General features: G+C 37.7%; 19 protein-coding genes. 18 read left to right on the top strand and 1 reads right to left on the bottom strand.

What is annotated here, in order from left to right; translation table 11 throughout:
- Positions 1 to 216: 216 nt before the first annotated feature.
- Genes OEV98_RS01200 through pyrE form a run of 8 tightly spaced genes read left to right on the top strand, consistent with a single transcriptional unit; the run spans position 217 to position 9,715 of the window.
- Positions 217 to 1,134 (top strand): aspartate carbamoyltransferase catalytic subunit, encoded by a 918-nt coding sequence (locus OEV98_RS01200; protein ID WP_263071311.1) that lies wholly within the window; start codon positions 217 to 219, stop codon positions 1,132 to 1,134.
- On the top strand, positions 1,118 to 2,407 hold the full coding sequence (locus OEV98_RS01195) for a dihydroorotase (RefSeq protein WP_263071310.1): 1,290 nt from the start codon (positions 1,118 to 1,120) through the stop codon (positions 2,405 to 2,407). Before OEV98_RS01200 ends, OEV98_RS01195 begins: the two co-directional genes overlap by 17 nt.
- Positions 2,404 to 3,501, top strand: a complete 1,098-nt coding sequence (locus tag OEV98_RS01190; protein ID WP_317633779.1) for a carbamoyl phosphate synthase small subunit — start codon at positions 2,404 to 2,406, stop codon at positions 3,499 to 3,501. Before OEV98_RS01195 ends, OEV98_RS01190 begins: the two co-directional genes overlap by 4 nt.
- Positions 3,488 to 6,700 carry a carbamoyl-phosphate synthase large subunit gene (carB, locus tag OEV98_RS01185; protein WP_263071308.1) on the top strand — a complete coding sequence of 1,071 codons (3,213 nt, stop codon included), beginning with the start codon at positions 3,488 to 3,490 and terminating at the stop codon, positions 6,698 to 6,700. Before OEV98_RS01190 ends, carB begins: the two co-directional genes overlap by 14 nt.
- On the top strand, positions 6,697 to 7,464 hold the full coding sequence (locus tag OEV98_RS01180) for a dihydroorotate dehydrogenase electron transfer subunit (RefSeq protein WP_263071307.1): 768 nt from the start codon (positions 6,697 to 6,699) through the stop codon (positions 7,462 to 7,464). The genes carB and OEV98_RS01180 overlap by 4 nt, the downstream gene beginning before the upstream one ends.
- Positions 7,461 to 8,399, top strand: a complete 939-nt coding sequence (locus OEV98_RS01175; RefSeq protein ID WP_263071306.1) for a dihydroorotate dehydrogenase — start codon at positions 7,461 to 7,463, stop codon at positions 8,397 to 8,399. Before OEV98_RS01180 ends, OEV98_RS01175 begins: the two co-directional genes overlap by 4 nt.
- On the top strand, positions 8,371 to 9,081 hold the full coding sequence (gene pyrF / locus OEV98_RS01170; protein WP_263071305.1) for an orotidine-5'-phosphate decarboxylase: 711 nt from the start codon (positions 8,371 to 8,373) through the stop codon (positions 9,079 to 9,081). The genes OEV98_RS01175 and pyrF overlap by 29 nt, the downstream gene beginning before the upstream one ends.
- 1 nt (position 9,082) lies before the next feature.
- On the top strand, positions 9,083 to 9,715 hold the full coding sequence (pyrE, locus tag OEV98_RS01165) for an orotate phosphoribosyltransferase (protein ID WP_263071304.1): 633 nt from the start codon (positions 9,083 to 9,085) through the stop codon (positions 9,713 to 9,715).
- 288 nt (positions 9,716 to 10,003) lie between these two features.
- On the opposite strand, the gene OEV98_RS01160 is transcribed toward pyrE, so the two are convergent.
- Positions 10,004 to 11,725: an Rqc2 family fibronectin-binding protein gene (locus OEV98_RS01160; protein WP_263071303.1), complete on the bottom strand. Its 1,722-nt coding sequence runs from the start codon at positions 11,723 to 11,725 to the stop codon at positions 10,004 to 10,006.
- Between the two features lie 225 nt (positions 11,726 to 11,950).
- On the opposite strand from OEV98_RS01160, the gene OEV98_RS01155 reads away from it, so the two are divergent.
- The 10 genes from OEV98_RS01155 (at position 11,951) to rsmB (ending at position 23,476) form a co-directional block, all read left to right on the top strand.
- Positions 11,951 to 14,626: a calcium-translocating P-type ATPase, SERCA-type gene (locus OEV98_RS01155; RefSeq protein WP_263071301.1), complete on the top strand. Its 2,676-nt coding sequence runs from the start codon at positions 11,951 to 11,953 to the stop codon at positions 14,624 to 14,626.
- 150 nt (positions 14,627 to 14,776) lie between these two features.
- A complete protein-coding gene (locus OEV98_RS01150) occupies positions 14,777 to 15,652 on the top strand; it encodes a YicC/YloC family endoribonuclease (protein WP_263071300.1) in 876 nt (291 codons plus the stop codon).
- Between the two features lie 52 nt (positions 15,653 to 15,704).
- Entirely contained in the window at positions 15,705 to 15,965 is a 261-nt protein-coding gene (gene remA / locus OEV98_RS01145; protein WP_263071934.1) for an extracellular matrix/biofilm regulator RemA, read from the top strand.
- A gap of 12 nt (positions 15,966 to 15,977) precedes the next feature.
- Positions 15,978 to 16,595: a guanylate kinase gene (gene gmk / locus OEV98_RS01140; RefSeq protein WP_263071299.1), complete on the top strand. Its 618-nt coding sequence runs from the start codon at positions 15,978 to 15,980 to the stop codon at positions 16,593 to 16,595.
- A 3-nt stretch (positions 16,596 to 16,598) separates the two neighbouring features.
- Complete coding sequence (gene rpoZ, locus OEV98_RS01135; RefSeq protein ID WP_263071298.1) at positions 16,599 to 16,853, top strand: DNA-directed RNA polymerase subunit omega; 255 nt, start codon at positions 16,599 to 16,601, stop codon at positions 16,851 to 16,853.
- 177 nt (positions 16,854 to 17,030) lie between these two features.
- Entirely contained in the window at positions 17,031 to 18,239 is a 1,209-nt protein-coding gene (gene coaBC, locus OEV98_RS01130) for a bifunctional phosphopantothenoylcysteine decarboxylase/phosphopantothenate--cysteine ligase CoaBC (RefSeq protein ID WP_263071297.1), read from the top strand.
- A 1-nt stretch (position 18,240) separates the two neighbouring features.
- Positions 18,241 to 20,652, top strand: coding sequence for a primosomal protein N' (gene priA / locus OEV98_RS01125; RefSeq protein ID WP_263071296.1), 2,412 nt, complete (start codon positions 18,241 to 18,243; stop codon positions 20,650 to 20,652).
- Between the two features lie 52 nt (positions 20,653 to 20,704).
- Positions 20,705 to 21,190, top strand: a complete 486-nt coding sequence (def, locus tag OEV98_RS01120) for a peptide deformylase (RefSeq protein ID WP_263071295.1) — start codon at positions 20,705 to 20,707, stop codon at positions 21,188 to 21,190.
- A complete protein-coding gene (gene fmt, locus OEV98_RS01115) occupies positions 21,187 to 22,143 on the top strand; it encodes a methionyl-tRNA formyltransferase (RefSeq protein WP_263071294.1) in 957 nt (318 codons plus the stop codon). Before def ends, fmt begins: the two co-directional genes overlap by 4 nt.
- Positions 22,130 to 23,476 carry a 16S rRNA (cytosine(967)-C(5))-methyltransferase RsmB gene (gene rsmB, locus OEV98_RS01110; protein ID WP_263071293.1) on the top strand — a complete coding sequence of 449 codons (1,347 nt, stop codon included), beginning with the start codon at positions 22,130 to 22,132 and terminating at the stop codon, positions 23,474 to 23,476. The genes fmt and rsmB overlap by 14 nt, the downstream gene beginning before the upstream one ends.
- Positions 23,477 to 23,521 lie beyond the last annotated feature (45 nt).

Below are 23,521 nucleotides of genomic sequence, written 5' to 3'. Positions count from 1 at the left end.
CTTTTAAAGACAGTCCAGAGAGGCTGAAAAGGGGATTTTTTAAATAGAATGGTTCTATTCCTAGCTACTTGCAAAGAAGAAATTAGCTTATTTGCTTGTATCCAGATTATGGAACAATTGTATCTTCTAAAAACCTCTTTCCAGCAATTGGAAAGAGGTTTTTTTGCATATTAGTATACTTTTTAAGTAAATGAAATACTTGGAGGGATTAAAAGGATGGGTAATCTGTTAACAATGGGAGATTTATCGGCTGAGGAGATAAAGAAAATATTGGCTGATGCGAATAACTTTTCGAAAGATGAAGGTTGGGCGCCTAATCAATCAGCCTTTATTGCAAACTTGTTTTTTGAACCTAGCACACGAACTAAAAGTAGTTTCGAAATGGCGGAACGAAAGCTAGGACTACAAGTAATCCCTTTTGAGGCAAATACATCTAGTGTATTAAAGGGTGAGACTCTATATGACACCGTTAAAACATTACAATCGATTGGACTTTCTGCCGTTGTTATTCGTCATGAAAAGGATCGTTATTTTGATGAATTATCGAATATTAACATTCCTATTATAAATGGCGGTGATGGATGTGGGCATCATCCGACACAGTGTTTACTTGATCTATTAACAATCCACCAAGAGTTTGGTAGCTTTACGGATTTAAACATTGCAATTATTGGAGATATTCTTCATAGTCGAGTTGCTCGTTCCAATTCAGAAGCGTTGATGCGACTTGGTGCGAACGTTTGTTTCTCTGGTCCGCCAGAATGGTTTGATAGGCAAATAATTGCGAATGGAAGCTATTTACCAATTGATGAAGCAATTCAAACTGCTGATGTTGTAATGTTATTAAGAATTCAACATGAACGGCATCAAGAGCATTTGCAATTAACGAAGCAACAATATCACGAGCAATATGGCTTAACGATTGCTCGCGAAAAAAGTATGAAACCAGATAGCATCATTATGCATCCTGCACCAGTTAATCGCAATGTGGAAATTGCCTCCGCTTTAGTGGAATGTGGGAGATCCCGGATTTTTAAGCAAATGGAAAATGGTGTATATGTTCGTATGGCTGTATTAAAACGAGCATTACAAACGCCAATGGAAAGGGAGATGGAATATGTCATTATTGATTAAAAATGGTTCGTTACTTAATCAAGCAGGAGAATTGGAAGTATGCGATCTTTATCTGGAAGAAGGCATAATAAAAAAAATTGCTAGCAATATTCAAGCAACAGGTAGTGAAAAGGTAATTGAAGCAGCTGGCTTACTAGTTTCTCCAGGCTTCGTTGACTTACATGTGCATTTGCGGGAGCCCGGAGGAGAGCAGAAAGAAACAATTGCTACTGGCACACTAGCAGCTGCAAAAGGTGGTTTTACGACAATTGCATCAATGCCAAATACAAAACCAGTTCCGGACACTAAGGAGCAGCTGGAATGGTTACATAAACGAATAAAAGAAACAGCGAAGGTAAGAGTTCTTCCGTATGCAACGATAACGAAAGGGCAACGTGGTACAGAGTTAGTCGATTTTCCTGCACTTGCGGAGGCTAATGCATTTGCTTTCTCTGACGATGGTGTAGGAGTTCAAGCCGCCGGAGTTATGTATGAGGCAATGAAGGAAGCAGCAAATATTAATAAAGCAATTGTCGCCCATTGTGAAGATAACTCATTAATTTACTCCGGTGCAGTTCATGAAGGAAAAATCGATAAAGAATTGAATATTCCTGGGATCCCTTCCATAGCAGAATCCGTCCAAATAGCGAGAGACATATTATTAGCAGAGGCTGCTAATTGCCATTACCATGTTTGCCATATTAGTACAAAGGAGTCGGTACGAGTCGTTCGGGATGCGAAGCGAGCGGGTATCAAAGTAACTGCAGAAGTATCCCCACATCATCTTTTATTATGTGAAGATGATATACCAGGAGATGACGCAAATTTCAAAATGAATCCACCTCTTCGTAGCAAGGAAGATAAGGCGGCATTGTTAGCAGGACTAATGGATGGCACAATTGACTTTATTGCAACAGATCATGCACCACATACAGAGGAAGACAAACAAAAAGGAATGCGTAGTGCACCGTTTGGCATTGTCGGTCTTGAAACAGCATTTCCGCTTTTATATACAAATTTAGTAGAAAAGGAGATTCTTACATTAAAAGAGCTTGTAGACTTTATGACTATTAAGCCAGCAAATGCTTTCCAACTGCCATTTGGAAAGCTAGCAGAAGGCGAGCATGCAGATATCGTACTCGTTGACTTAAAACATGAGGCAACAATCGATCCTGCAAAGTTTGCATCGAAAGGGAAGAACACTCCGTTTACAAACTGGAATTGTAAAGGGTGGCCAGTACAAACCATCGTAAATGGGGAAATAGTATGGGAGAAGGAGAGTGTACAGCAATGAGAAGACAGCTCATATTAGCAGATGGAACAGTATTTGTAGGAGAAGGTTTTGGATCAGAAGAAACATCTATTGGTGAGGTTGTTTTTCATACTGGAATGACAGGATATCAAGAAATTTTAACAGATCCATCTTTTGCTGGCCAAATAGTTACCTTTACCTATCCGTTAATTGGAAATTATGGAGTGAATCATGAAGATTTTGAAACCTTTCAGCCTGCAGTAAAAGGACTTATTGTAAAGGAAGCATGTGATTATCCTTCCAATTTTCGCAGTCAATTTACAATTGATGACTATTGTAAAAGCAAAAAAATTCCCGGAATATCGGGAGTAGATACTAGAAAACTGACGAGAATTATTCGACGCTACGGAACATTGAAAGGTGCATTATGCGGAATGGAGGTAGATGTTGCAAAGGTCATTGAACAATTACAAAATCAGCCAATCTCCACAGAGCTTGTGGAAACTGTGTCTACAAAACAATTATATCCAAGTCCAGGAAGAGGACATCGTGTAGTATTAATTGATTATGGTATGAAGCATGGCATTTTACGGGAACTAAAAAATCGGAAATGTACAGTTATTGTTGCACCACATACGACCACAGCTGAGGAAGTGTTAAATTTGCATCCAGATGGTGTAATGCTTTCCAATGGACCAGGGGATCCAAAGGATATTCCTGTAGCAATTCAAACGGTTAAGGAATTAATCGGTAAGGTGCCAATTTTCGGAATATGTTTAGGACACCAGTTATTAGCATTAGCATGTGGTGCCAATACATCAAAATTGAAATTTGGCCATCGTGGTGCGAATCATCCGGTTAAAGATTTGGCCACAGGTAAAGTAGTATTAACTTCACAAAATCATGGGTATGCAGTCGAACATGAATCGGTAAGAAATACACCGCTTTTCGTAACCCATATAGCGATTAATGATGGAACAGTAGAAGGTCTAAAACATAAAGAGCATCTAGCTTTTTCGGTTCAATATCACCCAGAAAGCTCCCCTGGACCAGAAGATGCGAATTATTTATTTGATCAGTTTATCGAAATGATGAATACTAATCAGGAAGGGGCATACATCAATGAAACGCACTGATATTCAAACCATTTTAGTAATAGGTTCAGGTCCAATTGTTATAGGGCAGGCTGCAGAATTTGATTATGCAGGTACACAAGCATGTCTAGCTTTAAAAGAAGAAGGATATCGCGTAATATTAGTTAACTCTAATCCTGCTACCATTATGACCGATACAGAAATCGCAGATGTTGTCTATATCGAACCATTAACACTTGAATTTGTAAGTAGAATCATTCGCAAGGAAAGACCGGATGCTCTATTACCAACGCTAGGTGGTCAAACAGGATTAAATTTAGCAGTTCAATTAGCAAATTCCGGAATTTTACAGCAATATAATGTGGAAATTTTAGGAACAAAGCTTTCCTCTATCGAAAAAGCGGAAGATCGTGAGTTATTTAGAAACTTAATGAACGAAATTGGTGAACCAGTACCTGAAAGTGCCATTGTTCATAGCTTGGAGGAAGCGAAATCATTTGTTGAAAATATTGGCTTTCCAGTCATCGTACGCCCTGCCTTTACACTAGGTGGAACAGGCGGGGGAATTTGTGAAAATGATCAGGACTTAATCGATATCGTTCAAAGTGGTTTAAAAAATAGTCCAGTCCACCAAATATTATTAGAGCAAAGTATTGCAGGATATAAGGAAATTGAATATGAAGTAATGCGCGATTCAAACGATCAGGCGATTGTTGTTTGTAACATGGAAAATATTGATCCGGTAGGAATTCATACTGGGGATTCTATTGTTGTGGCACCGAGTCAAACATTATCTGATCGCGAATATCAATTGCTACGGAATGTGTCACTAAAAATTATTCGTGCACTGGAAATTGAAGGTGGCTGTAATGTACAAATCGCATTGGATCCCAATAGTTTTCAATACTATATTATTGAAGTAAACCCACGTGTCAGTCGTTCCTCAGCACTAGCATCAAAGGCTACCGGTTATCCGATTGCAAAGCTTGCAGCGAAAATTGCAGTTGGACTTACATTGGATGAGATGATGAATCCAGTAACCGGAAAAACGTATGCAATGTTCGAGCCTACCCTCGATTATATTGTAACGAAAATACCACGCTGGCCATTCGATAAATTTGAATCTGCAAAGCGGACACTAGGTACGCAAATGAAAGCTACAGGAGAAGTGATGGCAATTGGTAGAACGTTCGAGGAATCATTACTTAAAGCTATCCGTTCATTAGAAGCGAATGTTTACCATATCGAACTAAACAATCCAGAGCAGGTGGATGATAAGCTATTAGAAAAAAGAATTCGTAAAGCGGGTGATGAACGTCTCTTTTACATCGGAGAAGCACTCCGTCGTGGTGTAACAATCGAGAAAATTCACGATTGGAGTGCCATTGATCTTTTTTTCCTATATAAAATGGCAAATATTATCAAGCTAGAAAACGAGCTACGTAGCAATAAAGATAATGTAGAGTTGTTGAAAACAGCAAAGAAAAAAGGATTTTCCGATAAAACGATTGCAAAGCTTTGGGGAATAAATGAGAGTAATGTGTATGAAATAAGGAAAACAAATGGCATCATGCCAGTTTATAAAACGGTGGATACATGTGCGGCTGAATTTGAAGCCTCTACGCCATATTATTATGGAACATATGAAGAAGAAAATGAGTCAATTAAAACGGAAAAAGAAAGTATTCTTGTGTTAGGATCTGGTCCAATCCGAATTGGTCAAGGGGTAGAATTTGATTATGCAACAGTACATTCCGTATGGGCGATTAAAGAAGCTGGATATGAGGCAATTATTATAAATAACAATCCGGAAACTGTTTCAACAGATTTCAGTATTTCCGATAAACTTTATTTTGAGCCATTAACTATCGAAGATGTCATGCATGTGATTGAAATCGAGCAGCCAAAAGGAGTAGTTGTACAATTTGGTGGACAGACAGCCATTAATTTAGCTTCCATGCTTGTTGAGAGAGGAGTAGAAATTATTGGCACATCATTAGCGGATGTCGACCGTGCAGAAAACCGTCAAAAATTCGAAGAAACATTAGAAGCAATCCATATTCCACAGCCACTAGGAAAAACAGCATTAAGCATAGAAGAAGCAATCCGAATTGCGAAACAGATTGGTTACCCTGTGTTAGTTCGACCATCCTATGTACTAGGTGGGAGAGCAATGGAAATAGTTTACCATGAAGAAGAGCTGCTTTATTACATGCAAAATGCTGTAAATGTTAATCCTGATCAACCGGTTTTAATTGATCGCTACTTAGTTGGAAAAGAAATTGAAGTAGATGCAATCTCTGATGGGGTTGACGTTTTGATACCTGGCATCATGGAGCATATTGAGCGTGCCGGTGTGCATTCTGGAGATTCGATTGCCGTTTACCCGACACAAAGTCTCTCCCTTACGGTGAAAGATAAAATTGTCGATTATACTATTAAACTAGCTAAATCGTTAAATATCGTTGGTCTTTTAAACATTCAATATGTTGTATGTGATGAGGAAGTATTTGTGCTAGAGGTTAATCCAAGATCTAGCCGAACCGTACCATTCATCAGTAAAATTACGAACGTACCAATGGCAAAAATTGCAATGAAGGTAATTTTAGGTGATACGTTGAAAAATCTTGGCTACGAAACAGGGGTAATTCCTGAAAAAGCAGGTGTATATGTCAAGGTGCCTGTATTCTCCTTTGCTAAGCTACGAAGTGTTGACATCACATTAGGACCAGAAATGAAATCTACTGGTGAGGTAATGGGGAAGGATAGGACATTAGAGAAAGCTCTTTATAAAGGCTTGGTTGCTTCTGGAATGAATATTGCGACACACGGAGCAGTAATTTTAACAGTAGCAGATAAGGATAAAGAAGAAGCGAGTAAAATTGCAGAACGCTTCCACCAAATTGGTTATCGGATTTTAGCAACAGAAGGGACGGCTCGTTATTTAATAGATAAAGCAATACCCGTTGAGGCAATCGACAAAATCGGCATTGATAGTCCGAATAATTTATTGCAAATTATAAGAAATGGGCAGGCACAGCTTGTTATCAATACATTAACGAAAGGGAAACAAATTGCAAGAGATGGATTCCGGATTCGTAGGGAGTCAGTAGAAAATTCTGTCCCATGCCTCACTTCACTTGATACTGCCAAAGCCTTACTTCAAGTGCTAGAATCACTTGTTTTTTCAACGGAGGCAATGCAGCCGTTACAAAAAGTGAAGGAGCTGATAGAGGTTTGATTCAATTAGAAGAAATGAAGATAACGGAACAGAAAGAGATAGCAACCAATATTTTCCATCTACAAATCCAAGGGGATCTCGTTTCGCAAATTAAGCAGCCTGGTCAATTTGTCCATGTTAAGGTAGCAGAAGGTATAGAGCCGTTGCTTCGGAGACCGATAAGTATTGCAAAAATCAATCATGAAGAAAATATTCTCTCACTCATTTACCGAGCAGATGGAAAAGGAACCTCTTTGCTTTCGAAAAAGCACCCAGGAGAATTAGTTAGTATTTTAGGCCCGTTAGGTAATGGCTTTCCAATCACTCAGCATAAAGGGAAAACCGCGCTGTTAGTTGGAGGCGGAATCGGAGTACCACCATTGTATGAGTTGTCTCGACAGCTAACAAGTCTAGGAATTCGTGTTATCCATGTCCTTGGTTTTCAGTCTGCAAATGTAAGTTTTTTAGAAAATGAATTTTCTAGATTAGGAATGACCTATATTGCGACGGTGGATGGTTCAAAAGGGATGCAAGGCTTTGTTACCGATGTAATTGAAGCGGAAAAGTTAACCTTTGATTGTTTATATGCATGTGGACCAACACCGATGCTTAAAGCATTAGAACAAAAATTTCCAGATAAAGAAGTGTATTTATCGCTTGAAGAGCGAATGGCGTGTGGAATCGGAGCGTGTTTTGCTTGTGTGCGGCCAACAACTTGTGGAGATGGCTATAAAAAAATATGTAGTGATGGTCCAGTATTTCGGGCAGGGGAGGTTGTGCTATGAGTCGATTAAATATATCCTTGCCCGGTCTTGATTTGAAAAATCCAATAATGCCAGCATCTGGGTGCTTTGGTTTTGGCAGAGAATTTGCGAAATTATATGATTTAAGCATTTTAGGGGCAATGATGGTCAAAGCAACCACTATTTTTTCCCGTTTTGGCAATCCGACTCCTAGGGTCGCTGAAACATCTAGTGGCATGTTAAATGCGATTGGTCTACAAAATCCGGGAGTAGAAAAGGTATTTCATGAAGAGCTCCCATGGCTTGAGCAATTTGATGTTCCAATCATTGCCAATGTCGCTGGCTCAACCATTGAGGAATATGTCGAGGTAGCAAAGATACTTTCGAAAGCAAAAAATGTTCACGCATTAGAGCTAAATATTTCATGTCCAAATGTAAAGCATGGAGGTATTGCGTTTGGAACTATTCCAGAGATTGCTAAAGAGGTCACAGCAAGAGCGAAGGAAGTATCCGAGGTTCCTGTGTATGTAAAATTATCTCCAAATGTAACAGATATTTGTGAAATAGCAAAGGCTGTCGAAGCTGGTGGTGCTGATGGAATAACCTTAATAAATACTTTAACAGGACTACGTTTAGATGTGAAAACCGGCCGACCTATTATCGCAAACATAACTGGCGGCCTCTCAGGTCCTGCAATTAAGCCTATTGCACTACGGATGGTATATGAGGTTAGTCAACGAGTAAATATTCCAATCATCGGAATGGGTGGAATTCAATCTGCAGAGGATGCGCTAGAATTCTTCTATGCTGGGGCCAGTGCAGTCGCTATTGGTACGGCGAATTTTACAGATCCATTTGCATGTCCGAATATCATTGGGCAATTGGATGAACTTTTAGAGCAACTAAATATTAATCATATAAGTGACTGCATTGGAAGGAGTTGGAAACTTGGAGCAACCAGTAATTATCGCGCTTGATTTCCCATCATGGGAAGAAACTCAAATGTTTTTACGAAAATTTGGTAAGAAAAAATTATATGTAAAAGTAGGGATGGAATTATTTTATCAAGAAGGTCCAGCAATCATTACCCATTTAAAAGAGATGGGGCATCAAATATTCCTTGATTTAAAGCTGCACGATATTCCGAATACGGTGAAGTCTGCAATGAAGGGAATTGCAAAGCTAGGCGTCGATTTAGTAAATGTTCATGCTGCTGGCGGAACGCAAATGATGGAAGCAGCAATTGAGGGACTGGAAGCTGGAATGTCTGCAGGAGGCAAACGGACAAAATGTATTGCCGTTACACAGCTAACAAGTACGTCAGAAAAACAGATGCAAAATGATCAATTAATTTTATCAACATTAGAACAATCAGTTTTGCATTATGCAATGCTAGCAAAAAAATCAGGACTTGATGGGGTAGTGAGCTCCGTACAGGAGGCATCTGCAATTAAAAATTATATAAAAGAACCATTTCTAATTATTACGCCAGGAATTCGCTTAGAAAATGAAGCAGCAGATGATCAAAATCGGATTGCAACACCATTTGCTGCGAGAAAATTAGGTGCTACAGGAATTGTAGTAGGACGCTCCATTACACAACAAACGGATCCAGTGTATGCATATGAAATAATAAAAAGCCAATGGGAGTTGAATTAATATGGAACGATTACTTGCAGAAAAATTATTGGAAATTAATGCAGTTTCCCTGAGTCCAGAGCAACCATATACTTGGTCCTCTGGAATTATTTCGCCAATTTATTGTGATAATCGCATAACTCTTGGCTATCCTGCCTTGCGGAAGGAAATTGCCAACGGGCTAGCTAGATTGATTGAAACAAACTTTTCAGAAGTGGATGTTGTTGCGGGAACGGCAACTGCTGGTATTCCCCACGCTGCATGGGTAAGTGATTATTTGGATTTGCCTATGTGCTATGTTCGCTCAAGTGCAAAAGGACATGGTAAGGGTAAGCGAATTGAAGGAAAAGCAGAAGCTGGCAACCGTGTAGTCATTGTAGAAGATCTCATTTCTACTGGAAAGAGTGCAATTGATGCAGCAAAGGCTTTACAAGACGAAGGCTGTATCGTTCTAGGAATTGTCTCCATTTTCACCTATGAATTAGCAGAAGCAAAGCAGCCATTCGCAGAGAGTGGAATACCTTATTATTCTTTAAGTAATTTTTCCAGCTTAATTGAGGTAGCGAAAGATAAAGGCTTTATTTCACAGCAAGCAGTGGATTATATTCTTTCCTGGAAGGAAAATCCGAAAGAGTGGGGTGCGATTAAAAAATAAGGAATGGAGAGACGCCTCTCGCTGTTTTTTGTGACTTTTGGATGGAATTACGTTTAAATTTCGTTGATATCCACTCCGGCCAATTGCTTTGCGAGGGGCTGGCGGTGAGCTTCCTCGTCGCCCTACGCTCGCGAAAAACCTACACTATTTACATAATAGTATTTAAAAAAGACAAAAGAGTGTAGACAAACTCGAAAATTTTCGAGTTTGTCTACACTCTGAAACATCCACAGAAAAATTCTGTGGATGTTTTTAACGTAAAACAAGTGTGGAACAGTATTAACCGGATTATTTTTCCGGAGCATTTTTTAATACGGTTATTCTTTCGACAGACGGGGTTACATACACCGTTTGTTGATGATCATAAATAACAAATCCCGGTTTTGCTCCACTTGGCTTGCGAACATATTTTACCTTTGTATAATCCACTGGAACAGAGCTAGAATCTCTTGCCTTGCTATAGTAGGCTGCGATTTCTGCCGCTTCCTTAATCGTTTCTACTGATGGTTCATTATGCTGAATAACGACATGAGAGCCAGGAATATCCTTTGTATGGAGCCAAATTTCTTCTCTTCGAGCTAGCTTTGTGGTTAAATAGTCATTTTGCTTATTGTTTTTTCCAACAAGGATCAAGGTACCATTAGAAGCATAATATTTTTCAATTGTTGGTACTTGCCTCTGCGATTTCCGAGCGGTCTTTTTCTGCTTCATACGAATGTAGCCTTCTTCTTGAAGCTCTTCTTTTATTTCCTCTATATCTTTAGGTGCAGCAGTTTCCATTTGTTGAAGCAAGCCTTCAAAATATATACGTTCTTCTTCTGCCTTTACAATTTGCTCTTGAACAGCAATAAGCGCATTTTTACTCTTCTGGTATTTTGTAAAATATGCTTGTGCATTTTCGGAAGGTGTTTTATTCGGATTTAATTCAATGACGACTTCCTTATTATCTTCATCATAATAATTAAGTACCGAAATTTCTTTCATGCCTTTTTTAACGGCATATAAATTTGCTGTTAATAATTCACCATATAGCTGATAAATGGAACTATTTTCAGCTTCAAGCATCGTTTCTTTTAATTTTTCAATTTTCTTCTCTACTTTTTCTAATTCATTGTGAATGAATTTTTCAATATCGCCACCAATTTGTTTTACACGATCACGATCTGCCTTCCCAAAATAATAATGATCGAGCAGTTCGCTTAATGTCGGAAAGCTGCGTGCTTCCCCTTGGATATGGGTTAATGGAAATAAATAAAAATATTCTTTTTGCTTGCTCTTCATTAATGTCGGCGTGATTTGATTGGAATGTACTTGCTTTACTAACTCAATAAACGCCTTCGGAACAGTGAGGCGATTGGCAATGCCGGCTTTATTCAATACTTCACGGGCAAAGAGTGGGGATATCCCGGCAAATTGATTTACTAATTGATTATCAATTTTTCCACTATTAAAATCTATTTTTCGCAACACATCATCATTTGTCGCTTCTATTGGATTTTGTTTATTTTGTTCAGGTGGCCAAACATAGTTGTGTCCTGGTAATATCGCCCGATGGCGGTTGACTGCATAGGATACATGCTTAATGCTATCAAGAATCACACCTCTTGCTTCGTCGACTAAAATTACATTGCTATGTCTTCCCATTACTTCAATAATGAGCTGCTTATAAGCAATGTCACCAATCTCATTTCTTCCTTTAATCTTAATTACAATAATTCGATCGAAATCCTTTTGATAAATATCTTCAATAAAATGTCCTTCCATATGCTTACGGAGAAGCATGCAAAACATCGGTGGTTCTTTCGGATTTTCGTATGATTCATTTGTAATTTGGGCACGTGCATAAGATGGATGTGCTGATAAAAGTAATTTATGATTTTTCCCAGCTGAGCGAATCGTCAAAATTACTTCATTAATAAAAGGCTGATGAATTTTTAAAATTCGCCCGCCAATTAAAAGCTCCCGTAATTCCTTGGTCATTGCATATGTAAATAAACCGTCAAACGACATTTCAAACACCTCTACTATTTAAAATAGCTTACTTTCTATTGATCTATTTGGCAAATAAATTTTGGTCGTAATACAAAAGTAGTCTACAAATTGAAAAAAACTATAGCAATCAGCATAAGTTTACCATTGAATCTTCTCAAGTATAGCATTTTTTTCTTACTAGCTGAATAATCTTTAGTAAGAGATGGACAACTCTTGAGAATTAAGGGGGAGTGAAAGGTAGCAATGAAATTTCATGAGATGCAACCACAAGAAATTGCAAAAGCCATTCAAACAGACTTACAAGCAGGATTATCTTCATCAGAAGTAAAAAAACGTAGGGAACAATTTGGGTGGAATGAATTGGAAGCAGAAGAAAAGCAATCAGCATTGCTTTTATTTTTTAGTCAATTTAAAGATTTCATGGTCCTAGTATTATTAGGAGCAACGCTTATCTCTGGATTACTAGGGGAGTATGTTGATGCAATTGCAATTATGGCCATTGTCTTTTTAAATGGTTTATTAGGATTTTTTCAAGAAAGAAAAGCGGAAAAGTCACTTGATGCTTTAAAAGAATTATCTGCACCTAACGCTAATGTATTCCGTGATGGGAAATGGGTGAAAATTCCTTCGAAGGAGCTTGTACCCGGTGACCTCATTCGCTTTGCAAGCGGAGATCGTATTAGTGCGGATGTAAGGCTTCTCGAAGTAAGTAGCTTAGAAATTGAAGAATCAGCACTAACTGGAGAGTCTGTCCCAACTAGTAAGGATATCTCCCCAATTCACGAAGGCAACATCGGGATAGGAGATATGACGAATATGGCCTTCATGGGGACAATGGTAACTCGAGGCAGCGGAAAAGGTATCGTTATTGGTACCGGAATGAAAACTGCAATGGGTCAAATTGCGGATATGCTACAATCGACAGAAACATTGATGACTCCATTGCAAAGACGATTGGAGCAATTAGGGAAAATTTTAATAGTCGTTGCTCTTTTATTAACATTACTAGTAGTTATCGTAGGTGTCATTCAAGGAAACGATTTATATACGATGTTTTTATCGGGAGTTTCCCTTGCAGTTGCAGCAATTCCAGAAGGGCTGCCTGCAATTGTAACGGTCGGCTTATCTTTAGGTGTTCAACGAATGATTAAGAAAAATGCAATTGTCCGAAAGCTTCCTGCGGTCGAAACACTAGGCTGTGCATCTGTTATTTGCTCTGACAAAACCGGTACATTGACGCAAAATAAAATGACGGTTACACATCTCTGGACAAGCAACCAGCAATATCATGTATCAGGACAAGGCTATGAACCAGTTGGGTCCTTTTATAGAAATGAGAAAAAAATTCAACCAGATCAAAATGAGCAGTTAAAAATGCTATTACAATTTGGTATGCTTTGTAATCATGCGGAGCTAATACAAGATAAGCAGCATTTCCGAATCGATGGAGACCCTACCGAAGGGGCATTACTCGTTGCAGGGATGAAAGCAGGCTATAATAAAGTAAAATTGCTAAACGAATTCAAAATTATTCAAGAGTTTCCTTTTGATTCCACAAGAAAAATGATGAGTATCATTGTTGAAAACCGTAAAGGGGAACGCTTTGCAATCACAAAAGGTGCTCCGGATGTATTAATCGGTTTAAGTGAATCCGTTTTATCTGATGGGGTAAAACAATATGTTAATTTACCTTGGAGGAAGACGCTACAAACAGCGGTAGATTCACTTGCAGAACAAGCATTACGTACGATCGCAATTGCCTATAAACCGATACATACAAAAGGCCGAATGCTTCATGAAGCAGAGGTTGAAAAGGAATTAACCTTTATTGGTTTACAGGGGATGATTGATCCGCCGCGGCCAGAAGTAAAAGACGCCATTTTAGAATGTAAAAATGCAGGTATTAAAACCGTAATGATTACTGGAGACCATGTAATAACAGCGAAAGCAATTGGTAAACAGCTAGGAATATTACAGCCAAATAGCTTAGTTTTAGATGGGGCAGCATTACAATCCATGACGGTCGAAGCGTTAGAGGAAGTAGTAGAAGATGTCAACGTGTTTGCACGTGTATCACCAGAGCATAAACTAAAAATAGTAAAGGCATTACAAAATAAAGGCCATATTGTAGCGATGACTGGTGATGGTGTAAATGATGCACCAGCAATCAAGGCGGCAGACATTGGGATTGCAATGGGAATTACAGGTACAGATGTTGCCAAGGAATCATCAGCACTTGTGCTATTAGATGATAATTTTGCAACGATTAAATCTGCCATTCAAGAGGGTCGAAATATATATGAAAATATTCGTAAGTTTGTTCGGTATTTATTAGCATCAAATGTTGGAGAAATTTTAGTAATGTTATTTGCGATGATACTTGCGCTTCCATTACCACTTATTCCAATTCAAATATTATGGGTAAATTTAGTGACAGACGGGCTACCTGCGATGGCATTAGGATTAGATCAACCAGAAGGGGATGTGATGAAACGTAAACCAAGACATCCGAAAGAAGGTGTATTTGCTAGAGGTCTTGGTTGGAAAGTAATTTCTCGTGGATTTCTAATTGGAGCGGCAACATTAATTGCATTTATCGTAACGTATCATCAACATCCGGATCAGTTGGCATACGCACAAACAGTGGCCTTTGCAACATTAGTATTGGCACAATTAATCCATGTATTTGATTGCCGCAGTGAGCATTCGATTTTTTCGAGAAATCCATTTGGTAATCCTTATTTAGTAGGGGCAGTGTTATCAAGTATCGTATTGATGTTAGTTGTCATTTATTTCCCACCATTCCAGCCAATTTTTGATACGATTCCGATTATTCCATTTGATTGGTTATTAATTGTTGCGATGGCATCTTTACCAACATTTTTATTGGCAGGGTCATTTTTTGTAAGAAAAAAATAGAAACTATGTTATAATACGAAAGGTAATTAGGAGAAATCCATTACCTTTCTTTTTTTGTAAATGCTATAAGTATGAATAGAATAAGGATTTGGTGATAAAAAGTTTGTCCATAATGAAAATGATAAGCGTGATAATGGGTCGGGTGATTACATGATAGTAAGTATGACTGGATTTGGACGAAGTAAAAAAGAATCGGAATCTTTCTCAGTAACTATTGAGGTTCGCTCAGTAAATCATCGTTTTTTAGATTGTCATATTCGCATACCGCAATATTTGATGAAGCTAGAAGAGAAAATTAAGAAGGTCATTCGTAATAATATTACGAGAGGAAGAATCGATTGTTTTGTTACGATTGAAGGAGCAAATCTAACAAATCGCAGATTACTTATTGACTGGAAATTAATAGATGAGTATTATCAATTCATAGCAACTGCCAAAGAACGGTATAACATACAAGATAATATTAAGCTGTCTCATTTGCTCGAAAAAGAAGGCTTAGTTACCTTTGAGGAAAAAGAGGAAGAGAATGAGGAGCTTGCGAGTATTATTATCCAAGCAATTGATGAGGCGATACTTCAGTTAAAAGAAATGCGCATAACCGAAGGAAAAGAGCTAGAAAAGGATTTATTAACCCATTTAACTAATTTAGAAAGTGAAATTGATGAGATATTCCTTCTTGCTCCAAATGTATCTAAGCTATATGAAGAGAAGCTAACGAATAAATTAATAGAATTTACCGATGGCGTAGTGGATCAAGACAGGATTGTGACGGAAGTTGCTATTCTTAGTGACAGGGCGGATATTACAGAGGAAATTACTAGGTTAAAAAGTCATGTCAACCAATTTCGATTGAACTTACATAAAGAGGAACCAGTTGGGCGAAAATTTGATTTCTTAATTCAAGAAATGAACCGGGAAGTAAATACCATTGGTTCGAAGGCAAATGAAGTTAATATAAGTAAAAAAGTAGTAGAGATGAAAAGTATTTTAGAAAAGATGAAAGAGCAAGTACAAAATATCGAATAATGTTTACATCTCTTCTTTTGCGGTCAAAATAAACTAGTGATTAGGGGGAGCAATTTTGAAATTAATTAATATTGGCTTTGGCAATATTGTCTCAGCAAACCGAATCATTGCTGTAGTTAGTCCGGAATCTGCTCCTATAAAAAGATTAATTCAAGATGCACGTGACCGTGGGACATTAATTGATGCTACATATGGAAGAAGAACGAGGGCAGTTGTTATAATGGATAGCGATCATGTCATTTTATCTGCTGTACAACCAGAAACGGTTGCTCAAAGACTTGGAAATAAAGATGAAGGACATGATGAAGGGTAGGTTAGTGGAATTATGGAAAGAGAAAAAGGATTATTAATCGTTCTATCTGGACCATCTGGTGTAGGAAAAGGTACCGTTAGAAAAGAGATTTTTTCACAAACAGATGTGAGTTTTGAATATTCAATTTCAGCAACTTCTCGAAAAATGCGGGAAGGTGAAGTGAATGGAGTAGATTATTTCTTTAAAACCCGTGAAGATTTCGAAAACATGATTAAAAATGAAGAGCTTTTAGAATACACGGAGTATGTTGGGAATTATTATGGAACACCTGTTGATTATGTGAAACAAACATTAGAAGAAGGTAAAGATGTATTTTTAGAAATAGAGGTGGAAGGGGCAAAACAAGTACGTAAGAAATTTCCGGAAGGCTTGTTTATCTTCTTAATTCCGCCAAGCTTAACCGAATTAGAAAACCGTATTAAAACCCGTGGTACGGAAACAGATGAATTAATTCGTAATCGTATGGCTGTCGCAAAAGATGAACTTAAAATGATGAGCTTATATGATTATGTTGTAGAAAATGATAAAGTAGAAAATGCAGTAAATAAAATCAAGGCGATTGTGATTGCCGAGCATTGCCGCAGATTTCGTGTGGAACAAAGCTTGAAAAAATATTTGGGGGTTGAGTAAAAGATGTTATATCCATCCATTGATTCATTATTAAATAAAGTTCATTCAAAATATTTACTAGTTACTGTTGCTTCCAAAAGAGCGCGTGAATTGCAAGATATTCATGATTATAAACTAGATAAATATGTTGCACATAAAAATGTTGGGAAATCTTTAGAAGAAATTAACGCTGGCTACTTAGCTACTGAAGAAGTAGACGAAGATATGTATGCGGATGAACCTGCTGTTAATCAAGAAATGGAAACAGAAAACGAATAGTTCCATTGAAATAATATTTAGGGTGACAACTAGTCGCCCTTTTTTTATTATCATTTGGTAGTAAATAACAAGAGTCTTACTATACGGTTTTCTACTATAACAAACAGATGTTTTTATGGTATTATTTTGTAAAGGATATGCCTCACGTATTTAAGGTATGGGAAAAGAGGGATAGATATGGTTGAGAAGAAAGTTCTGCTTTGTGTAACAGGCGGTATTGCAGCATACAAGGCAGTTGCGTTAACAAGTAAACTAACCCAAAGTGGGGTAAATGTGAAGGTAATGATGACGGAAAATGCAGCTAAATTTGTAACGCCATTAACCTTTCAAGCTATTTCAAGAAATGATGTTTACATAGATACATTTGACGAAAAGGAATCAGATAAAATTGCACATATTTCGTTGGCAGATTGGCCAGATTTAATTGTTGTTGCTCCAGCAACAGCGAATATTATCGGGAAAATTGCTAATGGAATTGCGGATAATATGATTTCTACAACACTTCTCGCAACGACTAAACCAGTATGGGTTGCTCCAGCAATGAATGTACATATGTATGGTCATCCTGCAGTCCAGCAAAATATGGATCGATTACGCGCATTTGGTTATACCTTTATTGAACCATCAGAAGGCTATTTAGCATGTGGATATGTGGGAAAAGGTCGCTTAGAGGAACCAGAAACAATAGTAGAAGCAATTACAGATTTCTTCTTCCAGCAAAAGGTAGAGCCGATTTTAAAAGGGAAAAATATTGTAATTACAGCAGGTCCGACTCGTGAAAGAATTGATCCTGTTCGTTATTTGACGAATTTTTCATCTGGTAAAATGGGTTATGCAATCGCAGAAGAAGCCGAGAAGCTGGGGGCAAACGTAATTTTAATTTCAGGACCAGTAGCAATAGATCCGCCAAAAAATGTCCAATTTGTTGCAATCGAAAGTGCTGCGCAAATGTTTGAAGCTACATTACAATATTTTGAAGAAGCTGATATTGTCATTAAAACAGCAGCAGTAGCCGATTATCGACCAGCAACGATTTTAGAAAATAAAATGAAAAAATCTGATGAAGAGCTGATTTTAAAACTAGAAAGAACAAATGATATTTTATCAGAATTAGGGAAAAGAAAAACCCATCAATTTCTAGTCGGATTTGCAGCGGAAACGGATAATGTCGAAGAATATGCAAAGAAGAAATTACAAAAGAAAAATGCAGATATGATCGTTGCCAATGATGTAACAACTGCCGGTGCAGGATTTGGGACGGATACTAATGTAGTCACAATTTTTAAAAGAAATAATGAAAAAGTTACGTTACCAATGATGTCAAAGCACCGTGTAGCTGTGGAACTATTAAAAGAAGTAAATGAATGTTTGAAAAAGGGCTGGTAACATGAAAATAGCTAGTGTAATAGTAGATGTACCAACAACGCAGACGGATAGACCTTTTGACTATGCTATTCCTGACGTTTGGCAAGGGTTTATTCAAAGAGGAATGCGTGTTATCGTGCCGTTTGGTAATCGGCAAGTACAAGGATTTGTCCTTGATTTGAAAAATCACTCGGAGTTTTCTAATTTAAAAGAGCTAATAGAACCGATGGATTTAGTACCAGTATTAAATGACGAGCTTCTTCATCTTGGTGATTTTTTAGCAAAAACAACTCTTTGTATGAAAATTTCTGCCTATCAGGTAATGCTGCCACCAGCACTAAAAGCTAAGTATGACAAGTATTTAATTTTAGGCAATGATACCGAATTACAGCAATTACCTTTTGAATTACAGCTGCTCTTTGATAAGAAAGAAAGAGTGCTTTGGAAAGATGCAGTTGAGGTAATGAGCGCCTCTTACTTATATCGGGAAGCGCGAAATGGTATGTTTGAAGTAATTTATGAGGTGAAAAATAAAGGTAATAAAAAGAAAATCACGTATTATCGTCCAGCTTTCAGTGAGCAGGAATTTAAAAAACGATTGGAAAGTGTTACGCTTGGCAATAAACAAGCACAAATCATCCAATTCTTTTTGGCGTATTTTCAACCACACACAGTTGCTAGCATTGAAGAAAACGTAACCGGTGCAAGAAATTCTTTAAAATCATTAGTGGAGAAGGGCTTTTTACAAAAAGAAGAGCATGAGCAATATCGCGATCCCTATCAAGATCGCCAGTTTGTCAGAACAACCGCATTAGCATTGACCGAGGAACAGCAACAGGTTATTTCACCGATTTTAAAAAGTATTGAAGAAGTAAATAATGATGTTTTTCTTCTTCATGGAGTAACAGGAAGCGGAAAAACAGAAGTATATTTACAATCCATTGATGAAGTCATTAAAAAAGGGAAAGAAGCAATCGTACTTGTCCCGGAAATATCCTTAACCCCACAGATGGTCAATCGATTTAAAGGTCGTTTCGGTAATAAGGTAGCGGTTTTACATAGTGGACTTTCGATAGGTGAAAAATATGATGAATGGCGAAAAATTCAACGAAAAGAAGTACAAGTGGTGGTTGGAGCAAGATCTGCTATTTTTGCCCCCTTTGAAAATTTAGGCATCATCATTATTGATGAAGAACATGAGACAAGCTATAAGCAAGAAGACAGCCCGCGTTACCATGCTCGTGATGTTGCCATTGAAAGAGGAAACTATCACCAATGTCCGATTATTTTAGGAAGTGCTACACCGTCATTAGAATCCTTTTCTCGCGCAAAAAAAGGGGTATATACCTTGTTGACGATGGCAAAGCGTATGAATCAGTCCGCACTACCAAAAGTGGAAATCGTTGATATGCGGGAAGAATTACGAACAGGAAATCGCTCGATGTTTTCACAAGCTTTACTAGAAAAAATGCGCGATCGAATCGAAAAAAAAGAACAAATCGTACTCTTTTTAAATAAACGTGGGTATTCCTCCTTTGTCATGTGCCGTGACTGTGGATTAGTAGTTCAATGTCCTCATTGTGAAGTTTCCTTAACCTACCATAAAGTATCCAATCAATTAAAATGTCATTATTGTGGCTATGAAAGCTATGCACCGAAAACTTGTCCAGAATGTCAAAGTGAACATATTCGCTTTTTTGGTACGGGTACACAAAAGGTGGAAGAGGAAATTGGTAAAATTTTACCAGAAGCACGAATTATTCGCATGGATGTCGACACCACGAGTCGAAAGGGAGCACACGAAAAACTTTTAACTGCCTTCCAAGAAGGGAAAGCTGATATTTTATTAGGTACACAAATGATTGCCAAAGGTCTCGATTTTCCTAATATAACATTAGTAGGTGTACTGACGGCGGATACGATGCTACATATACCTGATTTTCGTGCATCAGAAAAAACATTTCAATTATTAACACAGGTAAGTGGAAGAGCTGGACGACATCAGCTACCAGGGGAAGTAGTTATCCAAACCTATACACCTGAGCATTATAGTGTTCAGCTTGCGAAGGAACATGATTTTATCCAGTTTTATCAGCAGGAAATGTCGATAAGACGAGTAGGGCAATACCCACCGTATTATTATCTAGCACTTATCAATGTCAGTCATGAAAATTTACAATTAGTTGTTAAGGTGATGGATAAAATCACAACATTTATACGCCATAATTTATCAAACCAAGCGCGTGTATTAGGCCCGGCAGCTTCACCAATTGCTCGAATTAATAATCGCTATCGCTACCAATGCTTAATTAAATATAAAAAAGAACCAAACCTTATTCCTGTTATCCAAAAAGCAATTGCTCATTTTCATGAAGAACAATTAAAAAAAGGGATGACTATTACAGTTGATTTAAATCCATTCACGATGATGTGATTTTGATGAATTTGGAAATAATGGAGGAATATGTGTTTTAGGAGGAATTATTTTGGCAATTTTACCACTAGTATTACATCCGGATGAAATACTTCAGCAAAAATGTAAGAAAGTCACGACATTTGATTTAGAGCTTGCAACATTATTGGACAATATGTATGAAACGATGATTAAACATGATGGTGTAGGCTTAGCTGCTCCCCAGATTGGAATTTTAGAACAAATAGCAGTAGTTGATATTGGTGATGAATCTGGGAGAATAGAGTTAATAAATCCAGAAATTATTACGAAACGAGGAAAGCAGACGGATATAGAAGGCTGTTTAAGTATTCCAAAGCTATATGGGGATGTTACAAGAGCGTATTACGTAAAAGTAAAAGCACGTAATCGGCAAGGAAAGGCTTTTATACTTGAGGCAGAGGATTATTTAGCTAGAGCTATCCAGCATGAAATCGATCATTTACATGGAATTTTATTTACAACGAAGGTTGAAAAAATCTATACATTAGAAGAGCTAGAGGAGTTAGATGTGCAATGACAAAAGTTATTTTTATGGGAACACCCGATTTTTCCGTACCTATTTTACAACAAATTATTACCGATGGCTATGAAGTAATTGCAGTCGTTACACAGCCAGATCGCCCAGTTGGAAGGAAAAGGGTGTTAACCCCGCCACCTGTTAAAGTAGAAGCAGAAAAACATGGCATTCCTGTCTATCAGCCAGAAAAAATTAGAGAAGAAGCATCATTAAATGAAATATTGGCACTTCAACCAGATTTAATTGTTACCGCTGCTTTTGGACAAATATTACCAGAGCGATTACTTTCCTCCCCTAAATATGGTTGCATTAATGTTCATGCATCTTTATTACCAGAGCTTCGTGGTGGTGCCCCAATCCACTATGCGATTCTCCAAGGAAAGCAACAAACCGGGATTACGATTATGTACATGGTGAAGAAACTAGATGCTGGAGATATTCTTACACAAGTAGTAGTTCCAATTGAGGAACGAGACACTGTTGGAACATTACATGATAAGCTAAGTACCGCTGGTGCCAAGCTTTTGAGTGATACTTTACCAAAGCTACTCCGTGGGGAGCTACAACCAATAAAGCAAAACGATGAAGCGTCTACTTTCGCATATAATATTAAACGCGAGCAAGAGAAAATAAACTGGGCAAATAGCGGAGAGACTATTTATAACCACATTCGTGGGCTAAACCCTTGGCCAGTAGCGTATACAATGATAGATGGTACAACATTGAAAATATGGTGGGGAGAAAAAGTGCCTGCGCCAAAACAAGCATCACCTGGTGAAATTATTGCAGTTGAAAAAGATGGTTTTATCGTAGCAACTGGAAACGATACAGCAGTAAAAATAATGGAGTTACAGCCCGCTGGAAAAAAACGTATGACTGCAGAACAATTTTTACGTGGGCAGTCAGAAGGAATTTTAGGAAAAATACTAGGGGGTCAACATGACGAAGCATAAACGCGTTCGGGAAGCTGCCTTAGAAATACTCGAAACAATTGAAAGAGAGCAGGCGTACAGTAATTTATTATTGAACAATACGATTGAAAAAAATGAATTTTCCCCTGTCGATGCGGCATTGTTAACGGAAATTACCTATGGTACATTGCAGAAACAAATGACGATAGATTTTTATCTCGCACCGTTTCTCAAAAAACAAAAAAAGTTAGAAAATTGGGTACGGCAATTATTACGATTATCTGTTTACCAAATGGCATTTTTAACAAAAATTCCTGAACGGGCAATTTTTCATGAAGCAGTTGAAATTGCGAAAAAGCGAGGACATAAAGGAATCAGTAGCTTAGTAAACGGTGTATTACGATCCATTCAAAGATCTGGTTTCCCGTCCTTTAATACTATTAAGGATGCGAACGAACGACTTGCTATTGAAACAAGTCACCCACAATGGCTTGTCAATCGATGGGTGAAGCAGTTTGGGTTTGAACGGACGAAAGCGATGTGTATAGAAAACTTAGAAGCTCCACAGCAAACAGCCCGTATTAATGAGTGGCTAACTTCAAAGGATGAAGTAATGGCGATGCTAGCAGCGGAAGGATTTGCAGTAGAGGCTAGTGATTCAATACCGAATGCAATAAAGAGTGTAAAAGGCAATCTCGTTAAATCCAACGTATTTAAAAAAGGCTTTATTACTATCCAAGATGAAAGCTCTATGCTAGTAGGCTTTGCATTAGCACCAAAGGAAGGCGAAAAAATTCTTGATGCCTGTGCTGCTCCTGGTGGAAAAACGACACATATTGGCGAAAAAATGAAAAATACAGGCGAAATTATCGCACTTGATTTACATGAACATAAAATCAAGTTAATTCGTGAAAATGCGACGCGGCTGAAGCTAACGAATATTAAAGCCGAAAAAATGGATAGTAAACTGGTAGATACCCATTTTCCGAAAGAAAGCTTTGATAAAATTTTAGTAGATGCACCTTGTTCTGGACTTGGAGTAGTGAAACGAAAGCCTGATATTAAATATTCCAAGCGTGAAGCTGATATTGAACGATTAGCAAATATTCAATTAGAATTACTCTCCCATGCAGCAGATCTTGTAAAAAAAGGTGGAATATTAGTTTATAGTACTTGTACAGTAGACCGTCATGAGAATGCAGGTGTTGCCAAAAAATTTCTTGATAGCCATCCAGAATTTTTCGCAGATGATACACTTGTTGAGCGAATGCCTGTGTCCATTCGATCATTTGTCTCTGGAAATCAAGTCGAAATATTGCCACAAGATTTAAAAAGTGATGGATTTTTTATTGCATGCTTTCGGAAGAAAGTGTAATTTAAACATAAGACAACCTTTTATAGGTAAACAATAGAATGAAAG

Origin of the sequence: Perspicuibacillus lycopersici (genome assembly GCF_025660475.1) — a bacterium.
GTDB classification, from domain to species: domain Bacteria; phylum Bacillota; class Bacilli; order Bacillales; family Caldibacillaceae; genus Perspicuibacillus; species Perspicuibacillus lycopersici.
Note: the sequence above shows the minus strand (reverse complement) of the source record. Positions and strands in the feature narration are given on the sequence as shown.